This window comes from Pseudovibrio sp. Ad37, assembly GCF_001623075.1.
Taxonomy (GTDB): Bacteria; Pseudomonadota; Alphaproteobacteria; order Rhizobiales; family Stappiaceae; genus Pseudovibrio.
Map to the genome: position 1 here is coordinate 46,010 of NZ_LMCF01000218.1, position 23,011 is coordinate 69,020.

Annotated in this window: 17 protein-coding genes; 8 read left to right on the forward strand and 9 right to left on the reverse strand. The window is 52.8% G+C overall.

What is annotated here, in order from left to right; translation table 11 throughout:
- Positions 1 to 41 precede the first annotated feature (41 nt).
- The 4 genes from PsAD37_RS23660 (at position 42) to PsAD37_RS23675 (ending at position 3,901) form a co-directional block, all read left to right on the forward strand.
- Entirely contained in the window at positions 42 to 1,682 is a 1,641-nt protein-coding gene (locus PsAD37_RS23660) for a chloride channel protein (RefSeq protein WP_063298178.1), read from the forward strand.
- A gap of 89 nt (positions 1,683 to 1,771) precedes the next feature.
- The gene (locus PsAD37_RS23665) at positions 1,772 to 2,641 is read left to right on the forward strand and encodes an AraC family transcriptional regulator (protein WP_063298179.1); all 870 of its coding nucleotides are present in this window, start codon (positions 1,772 to 1,774) and stop codon (positions 2,639 to 2,641) included.
- A 190-nt stretch (positions 2,642 to 2,831) separates the two neighbouring features.
- The gene (locus PsAD37_RS23670; RefSeq protein WP_063298180.1) at positions 2,832 to 3,581 is read left to right on the forward strand and encodes an AzlC family ABC transporter permease; all 750 of its coding nucleotides are present in this window, start codon (positions 2,832 to 2,834) and stop codon (positions 3,579 to 3,581) included.
- Positions 3,578 to 3,901, forward strand: a complete 324-nt coding sequence (locus PsAD37_RS23675) for an AzlD family protein (RefSeq protein ID WP_063298181.1) — start codon at positions 3,578 to 3,580, stop codon at positions 3,899 to 3,901. Before PsAD37_RS23670 ends, PsAD37_RS23675 begins: the two co-directional genes overlap by 4 nt.
- A gap of 59 nt (positions 3,902 to 3,960) precedes the next feature.
- Here PsAD37_RS23675 and PsAD37_RS23680 read toward each other — a convergent pair whose 3' ends face one another.
- The 4 genes from PsAD37_RS23680 to PsAD37_RS23695 all read right to left on the reverse strand — a co-directional run bounded on the left by PsAD37_RS23680 (position 3,961) and on the right by PsAD37_RS23695 (position 11,776).
- Positions 3,961 to 5,781 (reverse strand): aminopeptidase P family protein, encoded by a 1,821-nt coding sequence (locus PsAD37_RS23680; RefSeq protein ID WP_063293889.1) that lies wholly within the window; start codon positions 5,779 to 5,781, stop codon positions 3,961 to 3,963.
- A gap of 672 nt (positions 5,782 to 6,453) precedes the next feature.
- Positions 6,454 to 7,356: a 50S ribosomal protein L11 methyltransferase gene (locus PsAD37_RS23685; RefSeq protein ID WP_063293890.1), complete on the reverse strand. Its 903-nt coding sequence runs from the start codon at positions 7,354 to 7,356 to the stop codon at positions 6,454 to 6,456.
- 89 nt (positions 7,357 to 7,445) lie between these two features.
- On the reverse strand, positions 7,446 to 9,263 hold the full coding sequence (locus tag PsAD37_RS23690; protein WP_063298182.1) for a sodium:proton antiporter: 1,818 nt from the start codon (positions 9,261 to 9,263) through the stop codon (positions 7,446 to 7,448).
- 74 nt (positions 9,264 to 9,337) lie between these two features.
- Positions 9,338 to 11,776, reverse strand: a complete 2,439-nt coding sequence (locus tag PsAD37_RS23695; protein WP_063298183.1) for an ATP-dependent helicase — start codon at positions 11,774 to 11,776, stop codon at positions 9,338 to 9,340.
- Between the two features lie 371 nt (positions 11,777 to 12,147).
- Between PsAD37_RS23695 and PsAD37_RS23700 the strand changes: the two genes are divergently transcribed.
- Both PsAD37_RS23700 and PsAD37_RS23705 read left to right on the forward strand, forming a co-directional pair.
- Positions 12,148 to 12,645 carry a DUF4142 domain-containing protein gene (locus tag PsAD37_RS23700; RefSeq protein WP_208992049.1) on the forward strand — a complete coding sequence of 166 codons (498 nt, stop codon included), beginning with the start codon at positions 12,148 to 12,150 and terminating at the stop codon, positions 12,643 to 12,645.
- 216 nt (positions 12,646 to 12,861) lie between these two features.
- On the forward strand, positions 12,862 to 13,473 hold the full coding sequence (locus tag PsAD37_RS23705) for a hypothetical protein (RefSeq protein WP_063298185.1): 612 nt from the start codon (positions 12,862 to 12,864) through the stop codon (positions 13,471 to 13,473).
- A 59-nt stretch (positions 13,474 to 13,532) separates the two neighbouring features.
- Here the strand turns inward: PsAD37_RS23705 and ligA are convergent, their stop codons facing one another.
- Together ligA and PsAD37_RS23715 are read right to left on the reverse strand one after the other, a co-directional pair.
- Complete coding sequence (gene ligA, locus PsAD37_RS23710) at positions 13,533 to 15,701, reverse strand: NAD-dependent DNA ligase LigA (RefSeq protein WP_063298186.1); 2,169 nt, start codon at positions 15,699 to 15,701, stop codon at positions 13,533 to 13,535.
- 217 nt (positions 15,702 to 15,918) lie between these two features.
- Entirely contained in the window at positions 15,919 to 17,178 is a 1,260-nt protein-coding gene (locus tag PsAD37_RS23715; RefSeq protein WP_063298187.1) for a glycosyltransferase family 87 protein, read from the reverse strand.
- A 366-nt stretch (positions 17,179 to 17,544) separates the two neighbouring features.
- Between PsAD37_RS23715 and PsAD37_RS23720 the strand changes: the two genes are divergently transcribed.
- Positions 17,545 to 18,228, forward strand: a complete 684-nt coding sequence (locus PsAD37_RS23720) for an ATP-binding cassette domain-containing protein (RefSeq protein WP_063298188.1) — start codon at positions 17,545 to 17,547, stop codon at positions 18,226 to 18,228.
- The gene (locus tag PsAD37_RS23725) at positions 18,225 to 18,983 is read left to right on the forward strand and encodes an ABC transporter permease (protein WP_063298189.1); all 759 of its coding nucleotides are present in this window, start codon (positions 18,225 to 18,227) and stop codon (positions 18,981 to 18,983) included. Before PsAD37_RS23720 ends, PsAD37_RS23725 begins: the two co-directional genes overlap by 4 nt.
- A gap of 241 nt (positions 18,984 to 19,224) precedes the next feature.
- Here PsAD37_RS23725 and recN read toward each other — a convergent pair whose 3' ends face one another.
- The 3 genes from recN to lpxC all read right to left on the reverse strand — a co-directional run bounded on the left by recN (position 19,225) and on the right by lpxC (position 22,914).
- Positions 19,225 to 20,898 carry a DNA repair protein RecN gene (gene recN / locus PsAD37_RS23730; protein ID WP_063298190.1) on the reverse strand — a complete coding sequence of 558 codons (1,674 nt, stop codon included), beginning with the start codon at positions 20,896 to 20,898 and terminating at the stop codon, positions 19,225 to 19,227.
- Between the two features lie 33 nt (positions 20,899 to 20,931).
- Positions 20,932 to 21,798, reverse strand: a complete 867-nt coding sequence (locus PsAD37_RS23735) for an outer membrane protein assembly factor BamD (protein ID WP_057465730.1) — start codon at positions 21,796 to 21,798, stop codon at positions 20,932 to 20,934.
- Positions 21,799 to 21,951: 153 nt separating this feature from the next.
- On the reverse strand, positions 21,952 to 22,914 hold the full coding sequence (lpxC, locus tag PsAD37_RS23740; protein ID WP_057465827.1) for a UDP-3-O-acyl-N-acetylglucosamine deacetylase: 963 nt from the start codon (positions 22,912 to 22,914) through the stop codon (positions 21,952 to 21,954).
- Positions 22,915 to 23,011: the final 97 nt, after the last annotated feature.

Genomic DNA, 23,011 nt, shown 5'->3' on the forward strand with positions numbered 1-23,011 from the left:
AGACAGTGCCAATCATTCATTGTCGTATCGCTTAATCTATTATGCCAAACCAAGCTAACCCGCTGAAAATCGCAATGCGTATAGCCTATAAATGGGTCGAACCTAACTTACGTTTGTTCATGTCATCGCGGCTCCCGCTTGTATGGCTCCTTGCGCTAATCATCGGAGCTGCTGTGGGCGGGTCAGCGATCCTGTTTCGCATTGGCATCGGTCTGGTTCAGTGGTTATCGCTCGGCACCGTCTCCGAACGCATGATAAGCGCGGCCAACGCGCAACCATGGTATGTGATTGTTCTGGCACCCGTCATAGGCGGCGCAATTGTGGGCCTCCTTTTGCAAACTATCCAGAAGAAGCAACGTGCTGGCGGCGTAGCAGACGTGATTGAAGCACGAGCCCATGGAGGAACCGGCCTGCCCTTTTGGCCTGGCCTCAACTCCGCACTCATCACAGTCATCTCACTTGGCAGCGGCGCCAGTGCAGGCCGTGAAGGCCCCATGGTTCACCTGGGGGCCACACTCGGCACATCCGTCTTCTCCAAGCTGAAACTCCCGGATTCAACAATGCGCATCCTGCTCGCTGCAGGTGTCGCAAGCGCAGTCTCCGCAAGTTTCAACGCGCCGATTGCAGGCGTACTATTCGCGCACGAGGTCATCCTCGGCCACTACGCAATGTCCGCTTTCGTTCCAATCGTGCTCTCATCAGCCATGGGAACACTGGTGTCTCGCCTCTATTTCGGCGAAGCCGTGGCTTTCATTCTGCCCCACTACCAAATCAACACGTATTGGGAATTCCCGGCTTTCGTGCTGCTCGGCATCATTTGCGCAATTGTTGCCATCTCCTTTCAGTTCGCACTGATCGGCTCAGACTGGCTTGCCAGAAACATCAAAATGCCAATCTGGCTCCGCCCGATCATCGGCGGCGCATTGGTTGGCTCAATCGCTGTCTTCTATCCGGAAATCATTGGCGTTGGTTACGAGGCAACCGATGGAGCGCTCAACTCAGAACTGCCGCTCACATTGATGCTCTCGCTACTCGTCGTGAAAACAGTAGCAACAGCCATCACACTCGCCTCGCGCTTCGGTGGTGGCATCTTCTCACCCTCGCTGTATCTGGGGGCGATGACTGGTGGTGCCTTCGGTCTGATTGCGGCAAATCACCTGCCCGAAATGGCTTCCAGTCACGGCCTCTACGCTATTTTAGGCATGGGAGCGGTCGCCTCAGCCGTCCTTGGCGCACCAATTTCAACCACCATGATCGTATTCGAGCTGACAGGTGGTTACGAGTTGTCCATTGCTCTGCTGATCGCTGTTTCCATCTCAACGGGCCTCAATCAGGCAATCCATGGTCGTTCCTACTTCCACTGGCAGCTGGAAATGCGCGGTGTCATGCTGCAAGACGGCGCCCACAAATGGCTCGTCCGCATCGTTCATGTTGAAGATTTCGCAGATCCGCCAAGGCCAGACTCCGATACTACCTTCAACCCAGAGTCAGAAGCACCGTTCCTTGCACCACTGGATACGCTCGAAAAAGCGCTCAGGACCTTCGATGATGCAGGTAAGTCCACCTTGCCAGTCATTGACCCAAAGAATCCGGCGGAAGTTATTGGTTACGCAAGTCACGTGAAGGCTCTGCGTTACTTCAATTCAGCACTCATTCAGGCGAATGTTGAGGAGCACCGCTAGCCAAACCCCAGATAATCTCCATTGACCCAATCGTAAAAAACAGCAATCTCATTCAAGACATCCTTGTCTTCGCTGGATAAATTGGGTCTATGAAGCCGGTCACACAAAAAATTGCCTTAGAAGCAACTCCGCTCAATTCGGGAGAGAACGCACAATTCTGGTGTGCGCCTCGCTTTGATGGATTAGAATGTCTTGCGGCAAGTTTCAAAACCCATGTGTACGAACCTCACACTCACGATACGTTCGTTGTCGGTGGTATTCTCTCGGGTTGTCAGTGCTACTGGCAACGCGGACAGCAGATATTCGCTGGTCCCGGAGATCTGGTCTTCGTCAACCCATTCGAGCTTCATGACGGCATACCGGAGGGTTACGGCTACACCTACCGGATGACCTACCCCAGCATCTCACTGTTGCAGAAGATCGCCGAAGACCTGACGGACAAGCCACAAAGCGGAACACTTTATTTCCCGGAGGCCTGTGTCCATGACCCAGAGCTCTGTCAGGAATTCGTCGAAGCGCACAAATCCATACAGAACCGCTCCATTGATCTGGAAGCTGAAGAGCCGCTCTATATGATCTTCGCCAAGATGCTCGCAAAACACGGCAGCTTCACTGACAACATGACCGGCTCAAAAGATCCCGTCGCAATCAAACGAGCGCGGGAGTATTTGGAAGAAAGCTTCATGGGCAGCGTGCATCTGGATGATCTGGTGAACATCTCAGGCCGCTCAAAGTACCACCTCATCCGCTCCTTCAAGAAAGCGACAGGACAAACACCGCACGCCTACCTGACGGATGTGCGGGTACGAAATGCCAGACGCTTGCTCGTGCGCGGAACCTCTCCAAGCGAGACCGCATCACTCTGCGGCTTTGCAGATCAGGCTCACCTCACGCGGCAGTTCAAATCCCGTGTTGGCACCACACCAGCAGCGTTCCAGCGATCTGTGATTTCCATTTAATCACAGCGGCATACCAGAAGCGCAATTTCATTCAAGACGACATCGGCCTCTCTGACTTAAAAGCACTCCATGCTCTGGAGCGCGTTCCGTTTAATTGAATTCAATCAAACGACAAGAATTCGCTGAAAGTAAAGAAATTAGAGCGTGAGGCGTGAATGTAAATGAGCGCAACAGGCTCTAGGAGGGTTTTGTGAAAAGCAATCAGAACAAATCAGCGATCAACGCTGGTCCCAATGAATTTTTCCTCGGTGTAACAACATTCTTCCCGTTGATTTTCGCCGCGACACCCATCGGCCTGTTGTTTGGCGCGCTCGCAGCACAAAAGGGTATGTCTCCTTTGGAAGTCCTGCTGATGGGCTCCTTCGTATTTGCAGGCGGCTCTCAGTTTCTCGCGCTGGATTTATGGGCCGACCCGCTCCCGTGGCTCACCATTGCCTTCTCTACTTTCCTGATCAACCTGCGTCACGTGCTTATGAGTGCGTCCCTTGCCCCCAAACTCGGCCATTGGACACCCCTGCAAAAGTACCTCGGCTTCTTCATATTGGCCGATGAGGTCTGGGCTCTGTCTGAACAGCGCGCCATCAAGCATCACACCACTTTCAGCTTCTATCTCGGTGTTGGCCTGACCCTGTTCATCACCTGGCAAGTCGCAACAGTGGTCGGAAGCCTGATAGGCGCAGTCATGGGCGATCCATCCCGCTACGGTCTGGACTTTGCGTTCACCGCCCTCTTCATCTGTCTGGTCATGGGCTTCTGGCAAGGCCGCAAAACTGGCGTAGTCCTCGCAGCAAGCGGTTTAGCAGCAGTTCTCACTCACAAGTTCGTTCCAGGTGCTTGGTACATAATCGCTGGCGCAATCGCAGGCGTCATCGCCGCAGCAGTCCAGTATGACGAAAAAACCAACGGGCTCCGGAAACCTGCGGAGGCACTTCAGTCATGATGTCAGAAGTCTTCGCAGTTGATCCGCTTGTCCTCTTCACCATTGTGGCAATGGCAGCAGGAACCTACCTGACCCGCATAGCAGGGCTGGTGCTGACAAAGTTCGTCACTTTCTCAGGTAGAACTGAGGCAGCCTTGCAAGCCGTTCCGCCAGCGATCCTCATGTCGGTCGTCGCCCCAACAGCCTTCGCAACCGGCATCGCAGAGACCGCAGCAACAGCCATCACCGCGATTGCAGCCCTACGCTTGCCAATGCTGGCAGCCATGACACTCGGTGTTGTCAGTGTTGTCGTGCTCAGATTGGCACTCTCTGTCATCTAAACAAAAACCCCGCTCCATGAAGCGGGGTTTTCTTTATCTCAAAGAGAAGCAGGAGCGGTTTAAGAAACCGGACGAGTTGCCTCTTCCAGCCAAGCTTTGGTCTCACCATCAAGCAGTGGCCCAACCAATTCCCGCACACGAGCATGGTAAGCATTCAGCCAGTTCAGCTCAAACGCGGAGAGAAGCTTGGTATCCACCATACGCAGATCAATCGGCGCCAGCGTCAGCGGCTCAAAACCGAGCATCTTCTGATCACCACCCTCAATGGCAGCAGCAGGCGTCACCAGCTCGAGGTTCTCAATCCGGATGCCGTACTCATCAGCCCGGTAATAACCCGGCTCATTGGAAAGGATCATACCCGGCTTCAGCGCGATGCTGTTTGGAGCTTTGGAGATCCGCTGCGGACCTTCATGCACGCCCAGATAAGAGCCGACACCATGGCCAGTGCCATGGTCAAAGTCGAGCCCCTGCTTCCAAAGATCGATACGAGCCAGCGTATCCAGCTGAGACCCAGTCGTCCCAACAGGGAAACGCGCGGTCGCAATAGCGATATGGCCCTTCAGAACAAGCGTAAAGTGCTTGCACTGCTCAGCAGTCACAGCTCCAACAGCAAGCGTACGTGTGATGTCTGTTGTGCCATCCTCGTACTGCGCACCAGAATCGATCAGATACACACTGTTCAGCTCAATCGGCAAATTGCTGTCGTTGCTCACACGGTAGTGACAGATCGCACCGTGAGGGCCTGCCGCTGAAATGGTGTCGAAGGAAATGTCCTTCAAAGCACCCGTCTCACGGCGGAACTCCTCAAGCTTTTCAGCAACAACAACCTCAGTCAGGCCACCAAGAGGCGCCGTCTTCTCAAACCATGCAAGGAAACCAGCATAGGCAACACCGTCACGCAGATGCGCAGCTTTTGTGCCCTCAATCTCAGCCTGATTTTTAACAGCCTTCGGCAGCAGAGTTGGCTCCTGCCCTTCCACAACGTGGCCGCCATTGTCAGCAACCGCATCATAAAGAGCCTGACCCGCAAGACCGGTATCAATGAGCACCCGTTTGCCTTCAGTACCCAATGCTTTCAATGCAGGTGCAAGTTCTGTCGGTCCTGCAATATCTGCAAGAGCGCTCAGCTCATCACGCACTTCATTGGAAAGCTTGCGCCCATCAATAAACAGCGATGGCTTGCCGTTGGTCGGCACCAAAGCAAAAGACAGTGGCAGCGGTGTATGCATCACATCGCTACCGCGAATGTTCAACAGCCACGCAATGGAGTCTGGCTGTGTCAGAAGCGCTGTATCCGCCTCTTTTCCAGCAATCAACTCACCAATACGCTTGATCTTGTCCGCAGCACTTTCACCAGCAAACTGCATCCCGTGCATTTTCACGGCACCAAGCGGCGCTTCCGGGCGATCACTCCAAACGGCATCAACAGGATTGCTTTCAATAGCAACCAGCTGTGCACCAGCCTTCTCACAGGCAGCTTTCAAGGAGCGCACCTGACGAACAGGATGCAACATCGGATCGTACCCGATCTTCTGGCCTTCTGCCGCGTTCTCACGAAGCCAGCCCGTCAGCGGCTCATCAATCAGATGACGATAGGCAAACGCCTCTTCGTCTACCTGATCCCGCACCTGAATGGTGTAGCGGCCATCAATAAAAACAGCTGCCTTGTCACTGAGAACACCAGCAATACCAGCAGAGCCGGTGAAACCCGTCAGCCACTCAAGGCGGCAGTCGCTATCAGGAACGTACTCACCTTGGTGAGCATCTGCCCGCGGCACCAAAAAGCCATCAAGCCCACGCGAGGCCAGCTCGTCTCGCAGAGCGGCCAACCGAACCGGCCCACGAGATTTATCATTTACTGTGTCAAAGCTTTGAAACATGCCGGAAGGCTAATGCCGATCGTCACGCAACTCAACCACACAAACACGGCTCCTAAGAGGAATTTATACTCTCAATTCAGGCGATGAGGATACAGAAGTACACAATCCATGCGTTATACGCAGATCTGCTATGTACTCCATGCAATTTCAGATCATGACAATACAGAGACATGCAAAAAACGCATAAGTGTCATGCGAAACTATCTCTTTTTTTACAAACTAAAATAATAGATAACTCCTCTTGTCGACGGGGCGCTTCCCTCCCAAAGCAAACCGGTGGATCACACCTCCTCCCAAAGTGATCTGCACGACAAAAATGGCCGGCATCCATCAGCTGCTGATAAAGCGCTAGAAATGCCACTCATACAGCTGGATACCTCCTCCCAATATCTAGCAAGCTAAGCAAATTCCTCCCAGTTGCTTGGCACACAAAAAAACCTTTGCTTCCCCGGCAATTTCCTCCCAATTTGCCGGATCAGGAAGCAAAGGTTTTTTGTATTTCAATCAGACATCAAAAAACCCTCACTGCATCAGCAATGAGGGTTCAAAATTATTACAGCGTATCTCCGAAAAGTGGAAACCGGTTTTCGGAGAAAGATACGCAAAAACAAAGGCTAAAGCAGTTCATGCGTTTCCATTTAAATGCGAACTGCTTTAGCAGTCTGTCAGACCTTATGAGTCCCAGTTGCCTTTTGCAAAGGTCAGCGTCAGCCATCCTTCAATCTCGCGGCGATGCACAAGCTTCAGTCCCTGCTGTCCATACGCTGAGATGATCCGTGGACCATGCTCAATCCGCAAGCCGGATAGAACCAGCGTAGACTTATGCGCAAGGTGAGCGCACAGTTTAGCGGACATCTGCATCAACGGTCTTGCAAGAATATTGGCAACAACCAGATCAAACGGACCAAACTCATTAAAGCGGCGGTCATCCACACCAGCACCGGTGAAGGCTTTGAAGTGAGGCCCCACATTGTTCTTACGCGCATTATCAATCGCAGCTTCCACCGCAATAGGATCGATATCGGTCGCCAGAACTTCAGAGCTGGTCAGCTTAGCAAGTGCAATGCCCAGAACACCCGTTCCGGTGCCTAAATCAAGCATACGGTGGTATTTGTGCCGCTTCAACAAGCGTTGAAGCTCCAAAAGGCAACCTTCAGTCGTACCATGGTGACCGGTACCAAAAGCCTGCGCTGCTTCAATCTCGATACCAATGTCAGACTGGCCGACAGCATCACGATCATGCGCACCATGAACGATAACCCGATCCGCACGAACCGGCTTCAAACCTTCAAGGGATTTAGCAACCCAATTGATGTCAGGCAGCGCCTCAACTTCAGCAAAGCTTGGAATAACGCCGCCTTCAAACTGATCAAACAAACGCATTTCAACCAGATTGATTGCGTCATCAACCGTAGATTCCAGAACCAGCACTTCTGCGGTCCAAGTTTTTCCGTCCTTGGAGCTTTCAAAGACGGCAACTGGGAACCCGTCATCTTCAAAGCGCGCCTCCATAATATCGGAGAGTGCTTTTGCTTCAGCCTCAGGTGCCGGAATGCGAACCCGGATCGTGTCCATGCAAAATCCCTTAGTTACGATGAGCTATCAAAACTCAGTGAAAACCTTTGCCTAGGCGTATAGAAGGTGCAGCACCGAAAAGCCAGTACTCACGAGGTTTTCTCGCGCTCTGCCGCATATTCGCAGGGAACAAGGCTAAGTATTGTTGAACCAGCAATCGGCATCGCAGGCTTGGTGCCATTCAGCGGGCGAAGCTTCTTGGTCGGGTCTATCAACATCAGCACAATAGCCGTCTCCGGCAAAGCCTCCTGAAACTCGGTCCAGCCATAAGTATCTGTCAGCTCACTGGCTTTGATGAACCAGCCTTCACGGATCTTCGTTTCAAGGTCATTATAGCTGTGTTCTGGTGTCAGGAAGGGACGACCGCCAAGAGTCACAACACGGCGAAACTTTTCCTTCTCGCTTTGCTCTTCTGAGGGGGCAAACTGATACACCTCCCCTCGCCCCATAAGCGGTCCAAAGTTTGTGGTCACCAGCGCGTTGTAATCATCATTGTCAGTCACAGCGAGCAAAACGCTGTAATTCTCAAGCGGAAGCTCGTTCTCAACTTCCTCGGAAAGAACCTCGCCATAGTGGTTCGTAAGCCCGGCATTGCGCGAAAGCCGCAGCTTACCCCAGTTACGGTCAACCGTAAGGCTCGGAACATCCAGCATTTTCAGCTTGGTCGCAAGCGCTACGCTAAACCGGCTCGCCCCAACAATCAGCAATCCCGGCCCCGTATGGCTGGAAAGCCCGAGCCACCGCGCAAACGGCCCAAGCGAAAACCCGTGCGCGAACACAGTCGCAACCACAACGGCAAACGACAAAACCGCCAACCGCTCTCCATCAGGAGCCCCATGTTCAACAAGCGACCTTGCAAACAAGCCGGAAACCGCAACGGCCACAATACCACGTGGCGCAATCCACCCAACCAGCAAACGTTCTTTCCAGCTCAAGTGAGCACCAATGGTTCCAACCCAAACCGAGATAGGCCGGATCACAAACAACAGCACCAGAATAAATGCCAAATCCTCCAACCCAAACTCCGCAAGACTGCCAAGCTGAACTGAAGCCGTCAAAACAATGAATACCGAAGACACCAGAATGATCGTGACGGCTTCCTTAAACCGTTTCAGCTCTTCAAGACTGGCGAGACGAGAGTTACCGAGCACCAGTCCAAGAACCGTCACCGTCAGCAAACCGGATTCCTCCAGCACCAGATCAGAAAGCGCATAAGCGCCCATCACACTCACAAAAATCAGCGGAACTTTGAGAAACTCAGGAACACGGCCACCAACAAACAGCCAGATCAATCCACGCCCCAGCGCCCAGCCACCAACACCGCCAATCAGCAGCCCAGCCACAGCCCGGATCGCCAGGACCCAGAAACCATGGTCGCCGTGATAAACCAGATACCCTTCAAACATGAACACCGCGAGCAGCGCACCAAGTGGATCAGCAAGAATTGCTTCCCAGCGCAGCAATGAACTCACCCGTCGCTCCAACCGCGCCTGACGCAGAAGGGGAATAATGACAGTAGGACCGGTAACAATCAGAATTGCAGCAAACACCAGCGCCGAAGGCCAGCTCAGCTCTGCGATATAGTGGGCATTCAATGCGCCCAACAAAAACGCGATAAAAGCGCCCAAAAGAACGAGTCGCCAAACCGCCTTCTCAACACCGCCAATACGTTGAAAGTTAAGAGAAAGACCGCCTTCAAACAGAATAACGGCAACCCCAAGCGCAACAGTTGGACGCAATAAATCACCGAACAACGCAGTTGGGCTGAGAACACCCGTGGCAGGGCCAATGAGAAAGCCAGCAACAAGCAGAAGAACGATCGCAGGCAAAGACCATCGCCAGGCAAGCCATTGTGCACCAACGCCCGCCACACCAATCATCGCAAGTGCGAGAACCACCTCATTCATTGCTATCTCCCAACACAACTTAGAAGAGAGATAGCACAATCTACCCTAAAGGTAATTAACGCTTGAGCTGCAGCTTATGCCCGCTCGACAAAGCTATCGAGCACTTTCTTTTGGCCAGCTTTTTCAAAATCGACGGTAAGCTTGTTCCCCTCGATATCGCCGATCAATCCATAACCGAACTTCATATGGAAGATCCGCTCACCAATCGCAAAATCGCTTCCTGCCTCAGTAACGCTCTTGGCAACCAGCTCGCCTTCAATGGTCATCGGACCAGCCTTCTTGGCACGACGGCTCTGGTTTCCGCCATGCATTTTGCCATACTGCTGACCAGACGCCTGCGCCTTACGCGCACGCTGCCAACCCGGCGTAGAGTACTTGCTCTGGAAGGGATCACTGTTGTCAAACCGGCTGGCACCATAACCACCACCAGCGCTATTCAGACCATACCCACCGTAAGAGCTGGAGGCCTCAACAACCTCAACACTATCTGCAGGTAGCTCATCCAGAAACCGCGAAGGAATGCAGGACTGCCACGAGCCATGAATGCGGCGGTTAGAGGTAAACCACACTTTCACACGCTTGCGGCCACGGGTAAGACCCACATAGGCAAGGCGCCGTTCCTCTTCCAGACCAGCTTGTCCGGTTTCATCCAATGCCCGCTGGTTCGGGAACACACCCTCTTCCCAACCGGGAAGGAAAACACTATCAAATTCAAGGCCTTTTGCAGAATGGAGTGTCATAATCGAGACCGCATCCTCTTCCGCATCGCTGTCCTTATCCATCACCAACGAGATGTGCTCAAGGAACCCAGCCATGCTCTCAAACTCTTCCATCGAGCGGATAAGTTCTTTCAGGTTGTCCAAACGTCCCGGCGCTTCAGCAGATCGATCCTGACGCCACATCTGGGTGTAACCACTCTCATCAAGAATGATCTCCGCCAGTTCCGTATGGCTCATGGTCTCAACCTGATTACGCCAGTTCTCCAACATGCCAAGAACATCCGCGAGCGCAGCACGAGCTTTCGGACGCAGCTCATTGGTCTGCACCAACTCTTCAGCAGCAATCATCAGCGGAATAGCGCGTTCCCGTGCATAAGCATGAACGATTTTCAGCGTAGCTTCACCAAGCCCACGCTTCGGCGTATTCACGATGCGCTCAAAAGCCAGATCATCTGACGTCTGCATAACACAGCGGAAATAGGCGAGCGCATCACGGATTTCCATGCGCTCATAAAAGCGCGGGCCACCAATAACGCGGTAGTTCAAACCAAGCGTGACGAACCGATCTTCAAACTCACGCATCTGGAAGGACGCACGCACCAAAATGGCCATTTCATTAAGGGAATGCCCATGGTTTTGAAGGGCTTCAATCTCATCACCAACAGAACGGGCTTCCTCTTGAGAATCCCAGGCCGAGGTGACTTGTACCTTCTCTTCTTCCTCAGATCCCATCTGGTCAGTGAAAAGAGTTTTACCAAGACGGCCCTGATTATGCGCGATCAGGTGAGAAGCCGCGGACAGGATGTGGCTGGTCGAGCGATAGTTCCGTTCAAGCCGAACGACAACGGCACCCGGGAAATCCTGCTCAAATCTCAGGATGTTATCAACCTCAGCACCACGCCAGCCATAAATGGACTGGTCATCATCGCCAACACAGGCCACGTTCGGATTGCCCTGCGCCAGCAGACGCAACCACATGTACTGCGCGATGTTGGTATCCTGATACTCATCCACCAGCATGTAACGGAAGCGATGCTGGAAGCTCTTCAAAACATCATCATGCTCTTTGAAGATCGTAATACAATGCAGCAGCAAATCACCAAAATCACAGGCATTCAGGATCTTAAGCCGTTCCTGATAGGTCTCATAAAGCTTGCGCCCCAAGCCATTAGCAAAGGCCTGTGCGTCACCAGCTGAAATCTGTGAGGGTGTAAGCCCCCGGTTCTTCCAGCTGTCCAGCAGCCCGGCAAATGTCTTTGCAGTCCAACGCTTTTCATCCAGACCTTCCGCCTGAATGATCTGCTTGATCAAACGAACCTGATCGTCCGTATCCAGAATGGAGAACGAGGACTTCAATCCAACAAGCTCAGCATGGCGGCGCAAAATCTTCACGCAGATCGCGTGGAACGTGCCGAGCCACGCCATGCCTTCAACACCATCGCCAATGTAAGCGCCAATGCGCGTCTTCATCTCGCGGGCAGCTTTGTTGGTGAAGGTCACAGAAAGGATCTGCCCCGGAGTGGCATGACCCGTTGCCAGAATATGCGCAATACGCGTTGTCAGAACACGTGTCTTACCAGTGCCAGCACCTGCAAGAACGAGCACTGGTCCGTTGATCGTTTCAACAGCAAGTCGTTGTTCTGCATTCAATCCTTCCATGTAGGCTGGGGCGTTGGTTTGCCGTGCAGCCATGGCCCTCGCTGCGATACCACCTGCCTTGGGCTGTGGTGCAGCCAGAGGATCAGCAGGGTGAGCAGGTATTCCGCGATGAAGTGGGCCAGAAGAGTTTGCCATTGAGCTCGTTAGATCCTTTGAACGCATACCCCTCTCAAATCAGAGGGAGAATCTCCAATACTTAACGAGGAACAATATAGCAACAACATTGAAGAAGCGAGGCATCAGCAAAGAGATACACATCGTTTTGTAAGGCAAGGCATCTTCACTCAGTAACTCTTGCCTCACGCCAGTTTTGCTCTGTGATGTTTTATCAAGCTTGTTCTGAGTTACTTGAAATCCGGGAGGCCCTTTAGTGTTTTAAAGAGGAAGTATGCGTATACTTGCCAACGAGAATAACTCAGCTTAGCAATGGGAATATCTTCACTTCCGAAAGACAAACAACACTGTAACAACCTGAAAGAAAAACTATGAATACTGGTAAGTTACACATGACACGTCGGAACGCCGTCATTGGCATCTCCGGTTCTTTACTGGCAGCACCTGCTCTGGTTTCCTCCGCCCAGGCCAACCACCACGGCTCCACCGATTACACCAACAAGACGCTGACAATCAGCCCCTTCTCACTTGCCATCAGTGAAATGGCGACAATGAAGGCCAGCAATCCATTGGTGCGCCAGTTTGCAGAGCTGGAAAGCGAAGAACAAACTGCGGTCTCAAAAGTGATTGAATCCACAGGCGCCATGCCTCCCCCGCGTCCCGCTGCTCTGGAAAACATCTACAAGAAGCTGGAGGCCGAAAACGGTGAGGACTTTGACCGTCTGTACATCTCAGCTGAAATCACTGGTCATGAGGACTTGCTGAAGATTCAATCACCGGAATCCGGTAAAAAGCCTGTGAACGTGGATGTGGCAACAGCAACCATTCTGGTCGCTTTCATCCATACCCATCTGGCGATGCTGGCAGAGATCCGCAAGCAAATCGGCTAAACAACTCATTCAAACATCTCAGAAAACACCAGTGGTGCGCTCCGGCCTCACTGGTGTTTTCCTGTCAAATTCAGCCACCCCAACGATCACATCTTCAAATTTGGCTCAATTATCGCTGTCTCCCGAGAGATCTTGCTAAGATTTCCTGCCCACTCTCTTAGTCACGGATGTTGCTTTTGGAGAACATCTGACCGCAACTGGAATGGAGTTTGAGATATGCCGAAGGTCATTTGCAGATATAAAAACTACGATGACTTCTATAAAAACCGCACAAGCATCTGGGCTGAAATCAGACGTCGGATGAACATCCACGCGACGGACACTGCAAGCTTCGACAAACTCATTTTCCAGGGCAAGGCAGCCATCCGGCTGACCTACGACAATCATGTCGAAGACGCGCCGGATATGAAGAAAGCCAGAACGAACATTGCCGCACTTGAAAAAGAGAAAGCAAGAACCTTCCGCTTTGTTCAGGCCTCCAAGTCACTGGAAGAGGATATCTCGACAAAACACAAAATGCTCAAAGTGCTCGAAAGCCAGCTGAAGCAGCAGGAAAAAGACCCTAAAACTGATCCCAACTATCGCGATACGGCGAAAGAGCTCAAAAAGCTGCTCAAGCTCCAACCTGCAGTCAAAAAGAAGATCCAGGAATACGACAGTGCTCTGAAAGCACTTGAAAAAGCTGAAGCAGACTACGACCCGCTGAAAAAGCAGGTTGAAAAAACCATCCCAATGAGCGTTCAGACAGACGGCAAAAACATGATGCTCTATATCGGCGGACGCGCCGAAGCATCTGTCCGCCTAAGAGCAACATTGGCGCAGAAGTAGGTTTTGCCGCAAACCTGCGAATGCAGCGAGAGGAGCCAAACAGCTCCCTCGCTTTTTAATTATTGATCGCCAACCAGCACGAACCAGTCATCCTCTGAGATAACCTGAACACCAAGGCTCTGTGCTTTGGTGAGCTTAGACCCAGCCTTCGGACCCGCGATCACCAGATCAGTTTTCTTGGAAACAGAACCAGATACTTTCGCACCCAGACTTTCCGCACGAGCCTTCGCCTCATCACGACTCATGCGTTCCAAACTACCTGTAAACACGAGTGTTTTTCCAGCAACAAGGCTGTCAGAGCTATCAACAACAACCACATCAAGCGGGGTGATCTGGTCAATCAGCGCAGTAAGCGCGTCGCGGTTATGTTCCTCTGCAAAGAACTCGACCAGAGCATTGGCAACTGTGCCGCCAACTCCGTCAATGTCATTGAGTTCACGGTAAGCTTCTGAAGTTGCATCAGTTGCTGCAATCATGGCATCAGAAAAAGCACTCCAGGAGGAGTAAGCCCGAGCCAGCAGCTTGGCATTTCCTTCACCAACATGGCGAATACCAAGCCCGAAAATCAAACGGTTCAGTTCAATTTGCCGTTTGCTATCAATAGCTTCAAACAGCTTGCGCGCAGAAACAGCACCAAACCCCTCACGAGACCGCAGTTTATTGAGAGACCCCTTATCCCGTTCCGCTAACGTGAAGATATCCGCTGGAGTGCGGATCCCACCTTTATCCATGTCATATTCGTAGAACGCTTCCACCTGCTTCTCGCCCAGTCCTTCAATATCGAAGGCATTACGGGAAACGAAATGCTTAAGCTTCTCAATCGCTTGCGCTGGACAAATCAATCCACCTGTACAACGGCGAATAGCATCAACCTTGCCAGAGTTCGGATTGACTTCGCGAACAGCATGAGAACCACAGGCCGGACAGTTCACGGGATACTCGAATGGAACAGAATCCTCAGCCCGTTTACTCAAGTCCACGTCCACGATTTGTGGGATAACGTCACCGGCACGCTGGATAATCACCGTATCACCAACACGGATGTCCTTGCCATCTCGGATGGGTTCACCATCCTGACCAATGCCTTTGATGTAATCTTCATTGTGAAGAGAGGCATTAGAGACCACAACACCGCCAACCGTAACAGGTTCCAGCTTTGCAACCGGAGCCAGTGCACCCGTTCGTCCCACTTGAATTTCAATGGCATTGAGCGTTGTAAACGCACGTTCTGCCGGAAATTTATGAGCAATCGCCCAACGCGGTGAGCGCGATACAAAGCCAAGACGGCCCTGCAGATCCAGCCGGTCCACCTTGTAAACCACGCCGTCAATATCATAACCAAGACCGGAGCGATCCTCCTCGATCCCATGATAGACTTTCAGGAGTTCCTCAGCGCTCTCACAGCGCTTCATCAGCGGGTTGATCTGAAAGCCCCACAGTCCGAACAGTTCCACCATGCCCATCTGCGTATCAGCAGGAACCTCACTCATATCCCCCCAGGCATAGGCGAAGAACTTAAGTGGACGTGTCTTGGTGATCTCGGAATTCAGCTGTCGCAAAGACCCTGCCGCCGCATTGCGCGGGTTTGCAAACACCTTGCCGCCATTGGCTTCCATACGCGTATTCAGTGCCGCAAAGTCCGCATGACTCATGTAAACTTCGCCGCGCACTTCAACCACATCCGGCACACCCGCAGGCAACACCTGCGGAATATCCTTAATGGTCAGCGCATTAGCTGTCACATTCTCACCAGTGGTGCCATCACCACGGGTCGCGGCATAAACCAGTTTGCCGCTCTCATAGCGCAAAGAAAGGGAAAGGCCATCAATCTTAGGCTCAGCCGTCACCGCGAGGGCACCCATCAGCGGATCGTACTTTAAGAAACGACGCACCTTGCCAATGAAGTCCTGCACATCCTCATCAGAAAACGCATTGTCCAGAGAAAGCATCGGCACGGCATGAGTAACCTTGCCAAACCCGTCAGCAACTGCACCACCAACCCGGTTGCTCGGGCTGTCAGCGCGCACCAGGTCCGGGTGAGCAGCTTCCAAAGCCTCGTTCCGGCGGCGCAGCGCATCATAGGTTGCGTCATCAACAATCGGTGCATCTTTGGTGTGATAGGCTGCATCATACTCAGCTATCAGCCCCGCCAGCCGCTCCAGCTCCAGCGCAGCTTCCTCCGCGTTCAGGGCTTCAATTTCTTTTTGAGAGGTATCAGCAAGGCTCACCGGTCTACTCACCTGTTTAATCATCAACTGGGGATTAGTCTTATCGCCACCGGGAATAACACACCACCCGGAACAGCCAAGATTTAGACAGGAATTACCCTGAGCCCAAGAAAAGTTGGCCCACGACTTTACGCAGTTTGCGTTGCTTTGTGTGATTTTGCGTTGATTTGCGTTTTTTACGTGAAACCTGCGTTCCTATGTAACGGGAGGCCCAGGCTCAGGTTGTCCCAAGCCCTTCATCCTTTCCAGGCTCATCAGAAATGGAGTTATCCCCCTCCTCTGGGTCATCCCCTACACTTGTTTGCATCTCATCAATACCGATCATCCGCATCAGCACCGCAGCCAACGCCAGCGCAGTGAAGATTGGCCCCACCGGGAAGCCGTGAGCCGCCAGCCCAATATTAACGATCGGCAAAAGATAAACCGCAAACAAAAGGAGCGGCGCCACAAACGGAGAATTTGCATCATCATCAAACAGACCAGTACGCGTCGCATAAAGGTAGAGCGCTGGAGAAAGCACTGCATAGTCCCAGAGGAACAGGAAAGGCGTTGCCAGCAAAACACACAGCGTCACAGCAAGATTACGGGCAATCGGTTCACGCTCACGCATAAACAGCCAGAACACCACCACGAACGCCAAAACCGTAAAGGGCAATTGCACCAGATATCCAGCCGTTGCAGAAAACCCGAGCGCCCGCATGGCACCAAATGCAGACGGGATCAGATAAAGGAAGCTGCCCTCACCTTGGTCCATGACAGTTGCCAGCAAGGACGGAACCGTGTCCAGATAGATCCACCAAAGACCGGACCCAAAGAACACAGCAGAGGCATCAACAAGGAACGCCACAGTCGCAACACAGGCGCACAGCGCGATGATGCTGCGATGGGCAATCAGTATAATCGGGATCAGCATAAACAGCTCAGGTTTGATGGAAACACACCCAAGCAACACACCCGCCCATGCCGGATGCCGGTCCAGCAGACGCAACCCGCCATAAAGGAACCCGCCCGCCAACATGCCAAACTGGCCGTAAAACAGGTTCACCAGTGTTGCAGGAGCAAAAATGAAAAAGGTGAACGCACGAATGGGCGCTTTACGGCTAAAGGCGACAGAAAACGAGAGCAAAGCTCCCATCCCCATCCAAAGGCTATAAGCTTGTAGGTAGGTAAGTCCAGACAACGGAACCAGAAAGACCAACAGACTTGGCGGATGCACCCACGCGTAAAAGCCGGAGCCACCAGCCACATTGCGCTGTACTTCATCATAAAACCAGCCAAAGTCATAAAGCTGCGCAGCTTGCCCCGCCACAGCCATGCGAGAGGCAAGCAGGAACTGGTAGAAGTCGCCGCCCACCCTGCGCAGATCGAATCCATCAAGGCCCATCACCGATCCAAACAGATACAGCGGATAGACCACCACAATCAGCAGCAGCGCGATGACAAAATAGATCTGTAAGCGGGCGAACGAGATAAACATCTACCGGCCTCCATCTATGCATATCCCCGTAAGTGGTTCCGGTTTTCGGATGAGAATATGCGCAAGTATAAAGTCTTGGTTGCCGGAGAGTTTAGAAGATACCAAGTTAATTATTTGAATACGCTACGTAATTTAAGATTCTTTTAGGGAAATGAAACAGTGTTCACAAGAGAAGGTATGCCACCAAATTCTTTATAGGAAAATCTGAAGAAGGGTTATGCTCGCAAAACCTGTCCCTTGCGCCTAGTTAGAGCACGGCCTTGGCTCACCCAAAAAAGGTCCACTCCCAAAACACCATGGCCACCACTCCCTCCTTGATTTTCAGCAGTAACTAGGGAACTCTCCCTCCTGCAATCAGGAGTTCCAATGGCCGCCCCTCAGGACGCAAAGCGTGTGCCTCTTATCGAGGCCCGAAATATCTCAGTCACCAAGCAAGGGCGTCAGCTCTTTTACGCCTATTCGTTCAAGCTGTATGAAGGCGATAAACTGTGCCTCAGCGCTCCTTCCGGTCGTGGCAAAACAGTTCTCCTTCGCATTCTCGCAGGGCTGGATAAACCGGAGGCAGGCGAGCTGCTCTTCAATGGCGTCTCTTACACAGCAGGCGGACGAACGCAGCTTCACAAACAGCTCAACTGGCTGCCTCAACGCGTCAGCCCTTTGGCAGATCATATTCGCGATGCCCTGCTGGCCCCGTTTGAGCTGCAAGCCAACCACAAACGCAGGCCATCAGATGTTCAAATGCTGGAAGCTCTCACAGTAGCAGGTCTACCCAACGCAGCACTCGATCAGGCGACAAGCAGCCTTTCTGGCGGGGAACGTCAACGCCTCGCACTCGCCCGTGCACTTCTCCTCCAGCGCCCGTTATGGATTGCAGACGAACCTACAGCCGCCCTCGACAAAGCCCACGCCCTCGCCTGTGGCGACCTGCTAATGGAAACCACTGGGACACTGCTGGCTGTCACCCACGACGCCCACCTTCAAAGCAAGATTGATCAGGTAATTGAACTGCCAGAACCAGCACAGCCAGGCTCACAGGAGCGCGTGCAATGACCTCAAATGTCGCATGGAGTGATCTGGCTCTCTTTTATCTCATAGCAATCATCCCACTGTCCCTGCTGTGGACCATGGGTCTGAGGGACCTTTCACGGGATCTGGCAATATCCATTGCCCGCATGAGCATTCAGCTGCTGGTTATCGGGTTCTATCTGCAAACCGTCTTCGATCTGGACAATCTGGCCCTTAACCTGCTCTGGCTGGTTGCCATGGCAACAATTGCTGCAATCACCTCGGCTGGCCGCGCACAAATGCCCCGCCTCAAATCAACAGCCCCGCTCACGGCAGCTATACTCATTGCCATGCTGCCAGTGCTGCTGATGTTCATCGTAATCCTCAGCCGTCCTGTGCCGTGGTACTCCGCGCAAGTCACCATTCCAATCGCCGGCATGCTGCTCGGCAACGCTCTGGGTTCACTGGTCATCGCACTGCGCCGGTTCAACCTGAGAACGCCGGAAGATAAGGAACACATCGAGCTGCTCACCACCATGGGAGCGACCAAACTGGAAGCCCGGCGAACACTCGTCAAATCCTCCCTGCGCGCAGCCGCCTCCCCCGTTATCGCCAGCATGGCAACACTGGGACTGGTCTCTCTTCCGGGAATGATGACCGGTCAGATTCTCGGCGGCTTCAACCCGATCGAGGCAGTCCAGTACCAGATCGCCATCATGCTCGGCATCTCCGCCACCCAAACCCTCGCCATCATCCTCGCCCTCCGCTTCACCATCTATATGGAGTCGGAGTACGAGTGATCAGAGACAAAGTGTCTTTCACCAGCAATTCTTGGGCATCAGCGATTTTGCGGGAGGGGTCAGCTTTTTCGATATGATGGAATGAGCCAACATATGGGCAATTTCTTTGTGACAATCTACCGGTGTATCGTCGGAGACGCGATTCCGGGTAACTTAGGCTATAAGTAAGTCAATAACTTACCATAGGAGAGGATCAAATTTACCCTTATGTGTTGCAGGAACTCCGATCAAAGTAGGAAGCTTAAATCAGCTCTTCTTGGCCCATTAGACGCTTGGCTGCGGCACGGGCTTCTTCGGTGATGGTGGAACCGGCGAGCATACGGGCGATCTCTTCGTGTCGGTCGCCCTCGGCGATCTCAGTCACGCGGGTCGCCACACGGTCCTTCTCCACCTCATCCTTGCGGATCAGGAAGTGACCATTGGCACGCGCGGCCACTTGCGGCGCATGCGTCACCGTCAGCACCTGAACACTGTTCGCAAGGCGGGCAAGACGCACGCCAATCGCTTCAGCCACGGCACCGCCAACACCCGTGTCGATCTCATCAAACACCAGTGTCGGAGACGAGCCCTTATCTGCCAGCGACACCTTCAGCGCCAACAGGAAGCGGGAGAGTTCACCACCCGAAGCAACCTTGAACATAGGCCCCGGACGAGTACCCGGATTGGTCTGCGCCCAGAACTCGACAGTGTCGATACCGGACGGCCCGCGCTGTTCAACATCACTCTCGATATTGATGATAAACCGCGCCCGTTCCAGCTTTAGTGCCGGAAGCTCAGCATGAACCGCAGCCTCAAGGCCTTTAGCAGCTTTCTGACGCTTCTTTGACAGCGCCGCCGCCAGCTTGTCATAGGTTTGCTTGGCAACCTCTACAGCGCTTTCCAGCGCCTGCAATTTCTCTTCACCTGCATCCAGATCAGAAAGGTCACCTTCCATCTGGGCCCGCAGTTTAGCAAGATCATCCGGCTGTACAGAATACTTGCGAGCCGCAGCCCGCAATGCGAACAGACGTTCTTCCGTCTGCTCCAGCTCTTGCGGGTCAAAATCAGTATCGCGCAGCGCCTGCTCCAAACCACCGCGCGCTTCCTCCAGCTGGTCCAAAGACCCGCCGATGGCTTCAACCACACTTGTCAGATAGTTGGGCGCCAGATCAACTTTGCGCTCAAGACGGCGCAACAAACTGGAAAGCTCAGGAATTGGAGAGGCTGGTCCGTCAAGTGCTTCATAGCCCTCGCGCAGATCGCCTGCGATCTTCTCCACCTGCATCATATCCTGACGACGCAGAGCAAGCTCATTCTCTTCCCCATCACGAGGGTCAAGCGCACTCAGCTCATCAGCACTGGAGCGCAGATAATCCGCCTCACGACGGGCTTCCTCAATGCGAGCAACATGATCCTTCAGAGCCTTCTCAGCACTACGAACCGCTTTTGCGCTCTGCCCCACCTTCGCAGCATCACCTTCCAGCCCGCCAAAGCTGTCCAGCAGCTGGCGATGGCTCTCAGGATCAATCAGTGCACGGTCATCATGCTGCCCATGAACCTCAACCAGCAACTCTCCGATCTGCCGCAGCAAACCAGCACTCACTGGCGAGTCGTTCACAAACGCACGGGTGCGTCCATCAGACGCCTGCACGCGGCGCAAGATGATATCGCTGTCGTGCTCTAGTTCATTTTCCTGAAGAAGGGTGCGCAGAGGATGCGCCATTGGAACGTCGAAAACCGCGCTCACCTGACCGCGGTCCTGACCATGCCGAACCAGTCCGGCGTCTCCCCGCCCACCAAGGGCGAGGCTTAAACTGTCGAGAAGAATAGACTTACCTGCACCGGTTTCACCCGTCAAAACACTCATGCCGTCGCTGAAATGCAAATCCAGCTTATCAATGAGAACGATATCCCGAATAGAAAGCGATGCCAGCATGGTAGTCTAGGAAACTCCGATTCCTTGAAAGGCTTAAAGGAGTTTCATATCCCCAAATGCCCTGCTAAGCCAGCTGCCTTTGTTCTCATGTGGCTCCAGACCGCCCTTTTTCAAAAGAGAAAACGCATCTTTGTACCACTGGCTCTGCGGGAAGTTGTGTCCCAGCACCGCTGCAGCTGTCTGTGCTTCGTTCGTCACACCAAGTGCATAATAGCTTTCGGTCAGACGATAGAGCGCTTCTTCAACGTGACGGGTGGTCTGATAATTGCTCACCACAGTCTTGAAGCGGTTGATAGAGGCAAGGTAGTTACGGCGCGCCAGATAGTAGCGGCCAACTTCCATTTCCTTACCAGCCAGCTGGTCTTCCGTCGCGCGGATACGCTGACGAGCCTGCTTGGTGTATTCAGAATCTGGGTAACGCTGAACAACTTCACGCATTGCATCCAATGCTTTGGCGGTCACAGCCTGATCACGACCCACATCTGGGATCTGACGGAAGTAGGACTCACCAATAATGAAGAGCGCGTAGGCGGAATCATCGTTACCAGGATAAAGCGAGGTAAAGCGCTCAGCAGCGGAAATCGCTTCAGGATACTTACCCATTTTGAAGTTCAGGTAAGCAATGTTGATCAGCGATTTACGCGCGAATTCGGAGTAAGGATAGATGCGGTCAAGCTCGTAGAACTTTTTCGCAGACGCTTGCACGTCGCCAGATGCACGAAGAGCCAAAGCCTCATTGAACATTACTTCCGCAGGAGTTTCATCCAGCGCAAGATCATCAACATCATCCTTGGTTGCACAGCCCGCAATAACGAGTGCCATCGCCAAAGAGGTATATCTAATCGCTCTTTTGAGGCGATTAGCCCCCAAAGCAGTCCCGGCAGCATCTGAACGCAGCAATGTTTCCGACTCCTATCGTGTTGGGATTCGGGTAAAATCCCTCCCAGTTCACGCTTCTATCTCAATGTTTGGATAACGTCACGTAGTACCACAGCATTTGCCTCGAATTTATGTCGGAATAGAGGCAAAAACCGTTGAATAACTATTTTAGCCTCAGGAGACGTTAGGGCCAAATGCTGCAGCCTGCAGTCCGCCAATCAACTCGGCATGACCTTTTTCGCGTGCATGACGATCTACCAGAGCAACATCAGCTTCGACAATTTCAAAAGCATCCGGGTTCTTGAAAAGCTCCACAAGGATGCAGTGATTCATACGGTGACCGCCTTTGTAAGAGCGGTACTCGCCCAAAATAGGCAGACCAGCAAGAGCAAGATCACCGATCGCATCAAGGCTTTTGTGACGTACGAATTCGTTTGCCCAACGGGTTCCTTCAGGGTTCAGAACGCGATCACCGTCAAGAGCGACGGAGTTCTCTAGGGAAGAGCCCATGGCAAAGCCAAGCTTCCAGAGTTTCTCAACATCCTGCACGCTACCAAAGGTACGGGCACGGGAAATCTCATCACGGAAGTAATCAGGTGTCAGGTCAAACTTGAGCTGCTGACAACCAATTTTTTCGTGATCGAAATCGATGGTGATGTCAAAACGGGTGCCGTCAAACGGGTTGAGTTCACACCACTGATCACCAGAAACGTAGCGAACTTTTTCTTTGATGCGGATAAAGCGACGCTTTGTGCCGAGCGTTTTCAGGCCAACGCGGTCGATAGCTTCAACGAATGCTTCGGAGCTACCATCCATGATTGGCATCTCAGGTCCATCAATGTAAGCGGTCACATTGTCAACGCCCATACCGCGCAGAGCAGCCATCAGGTGCTCAACGGTAGAGATGCCGCTGTCATGAGGATCACCAAGTACGGTGCACAAAGATGTTGCAGTGACTTCCTTCCAGTTTGCTTCCGTCTGCACGTAGCCACCCTTGGTGCTACGATGGAAAACAATGCCGGAGTTCGCGTCTGCTGGGTGAAGTGTAATGGAAGCTGGACCGCCAGAGTGAACCCCAATACCATTCAAGGTTACACTGTCCGCAAGCGTTGTCTGTTTTTCGACACGCATTCCCATATTGTTCCAGCCTTTATCATTCCGCTCCAGGTACATACTGAACCTCACGAGCCACTACTTTCGAATACCCTCTGCGGGTTGGCTGGAACATAGCTCT

What these genes read in the sequence shown, in the direction of transcription:
- recN (WP_063298190.1), bottom strand. Translation starts at nt 20,898, where the DNA reads ATGCTGGCATCGCTTTCTATTCGGGATATCGTTCTCATTGATAAGCTG.
- PsAD37_RS23675 (WP_063298181.1), top strand. Translation starts at nt 3,578, where the DNA reads ATGATGTCAGAAGTCTTCGCAGTTGATCCGCTTGTCCTCTTCACCATT.
- PsAD37_RS23685 (WP_063293890.1), bottom strand. Translation starts at nt 7,356, where the DNA reads ATGGACACGATCCGGGTTCGCATTCCGGCACCTGAGGCTGAAGCAAAA.
- lpxC (WP_057465827.1), bottom strand. Translation starts at nt 22,914, where the DNA reads ATGGGAATGCGTGTCGAAAAACAGACAACGCTTGCGGACAGTGTAACC.
- PsAD37_RS23690 (WP_063298182.1), bottom strand. Translation starts at nt 9,263, where the DNA reads ATGAATGAGGTGGTTCTCGCACTTGCGATGATTGGTGTGGCGGGCGTT.
- PsAD37_RS23725 (WP_063298189.1), top strand. Translation starts at nt 18,225, where the DNA reads ATGACCTCAAATGTCGCATGGAGTGATCTGGCTCTCTTTTATCTCATA.
- PsAD37_RS23705 (WP_063298185.1), top strand. Translation starts at nt 12,862, where the DNA reads ATGCCGAAGGTCATTTGCAGATATAAAAACTACGATGACTTCTATAAA.
- PsAD37_RS23680 (WP_063293889.1), bottom strand. Translation starts at nt 5,781, where the DNA reads ATGTTTCAAAGCTTTGACACAGTAAATGATAAATCTCGTGGGCCGGTT.
- PsAD37_RS23715 (WP_063298187.1), bottom strand. Translation starts at nt 17,178, where the DNA reads ATGTTTATCTCGTTCGCCCGCTTACAGATCTATTTTGTCATCGCGCTG.
- PsAD37_RS23665 (WP_063298179.1), top strand. Translation starts at nt 1,772, where the DNA reads ATGAAGCCGGTCACACAAAAAATTGCCTTAGAAGCAACTCCGCTCAAT.
- PsAD37_RS23695 (WP_063298183.1), bottom strand. Translation starts at nt 11,776, where the DNA reads ATGGCAAACTCTTCTGGCCCACTTCATCGCGGAATACCTGCTCACCCT.
- PsAD37_RS23700 (WP_208992049.1), top strand. Translation starts at nt 12,148, where the DNA reads ATGACACGTCGGAACGCCGTCATTGGCATCTCCGGTTCTTTACTGGCA.
- PsAD37_RS23660 (WP_063298178.1), top strand. Translation starts at nt 42, where the DNA reads ATGCCAAACCAAGCTAACCCGCTGAAAATCGCAATGCGTATAGCCTAT.
- PsAD37_RS23720 (WP_063298188.1), top strand. Translation starts at nt 17,545, where the DNA reads ATGGCCGCCCCTCAGGACGCAAAGCGTGTGCCTCTTATCGAGGCCCGA.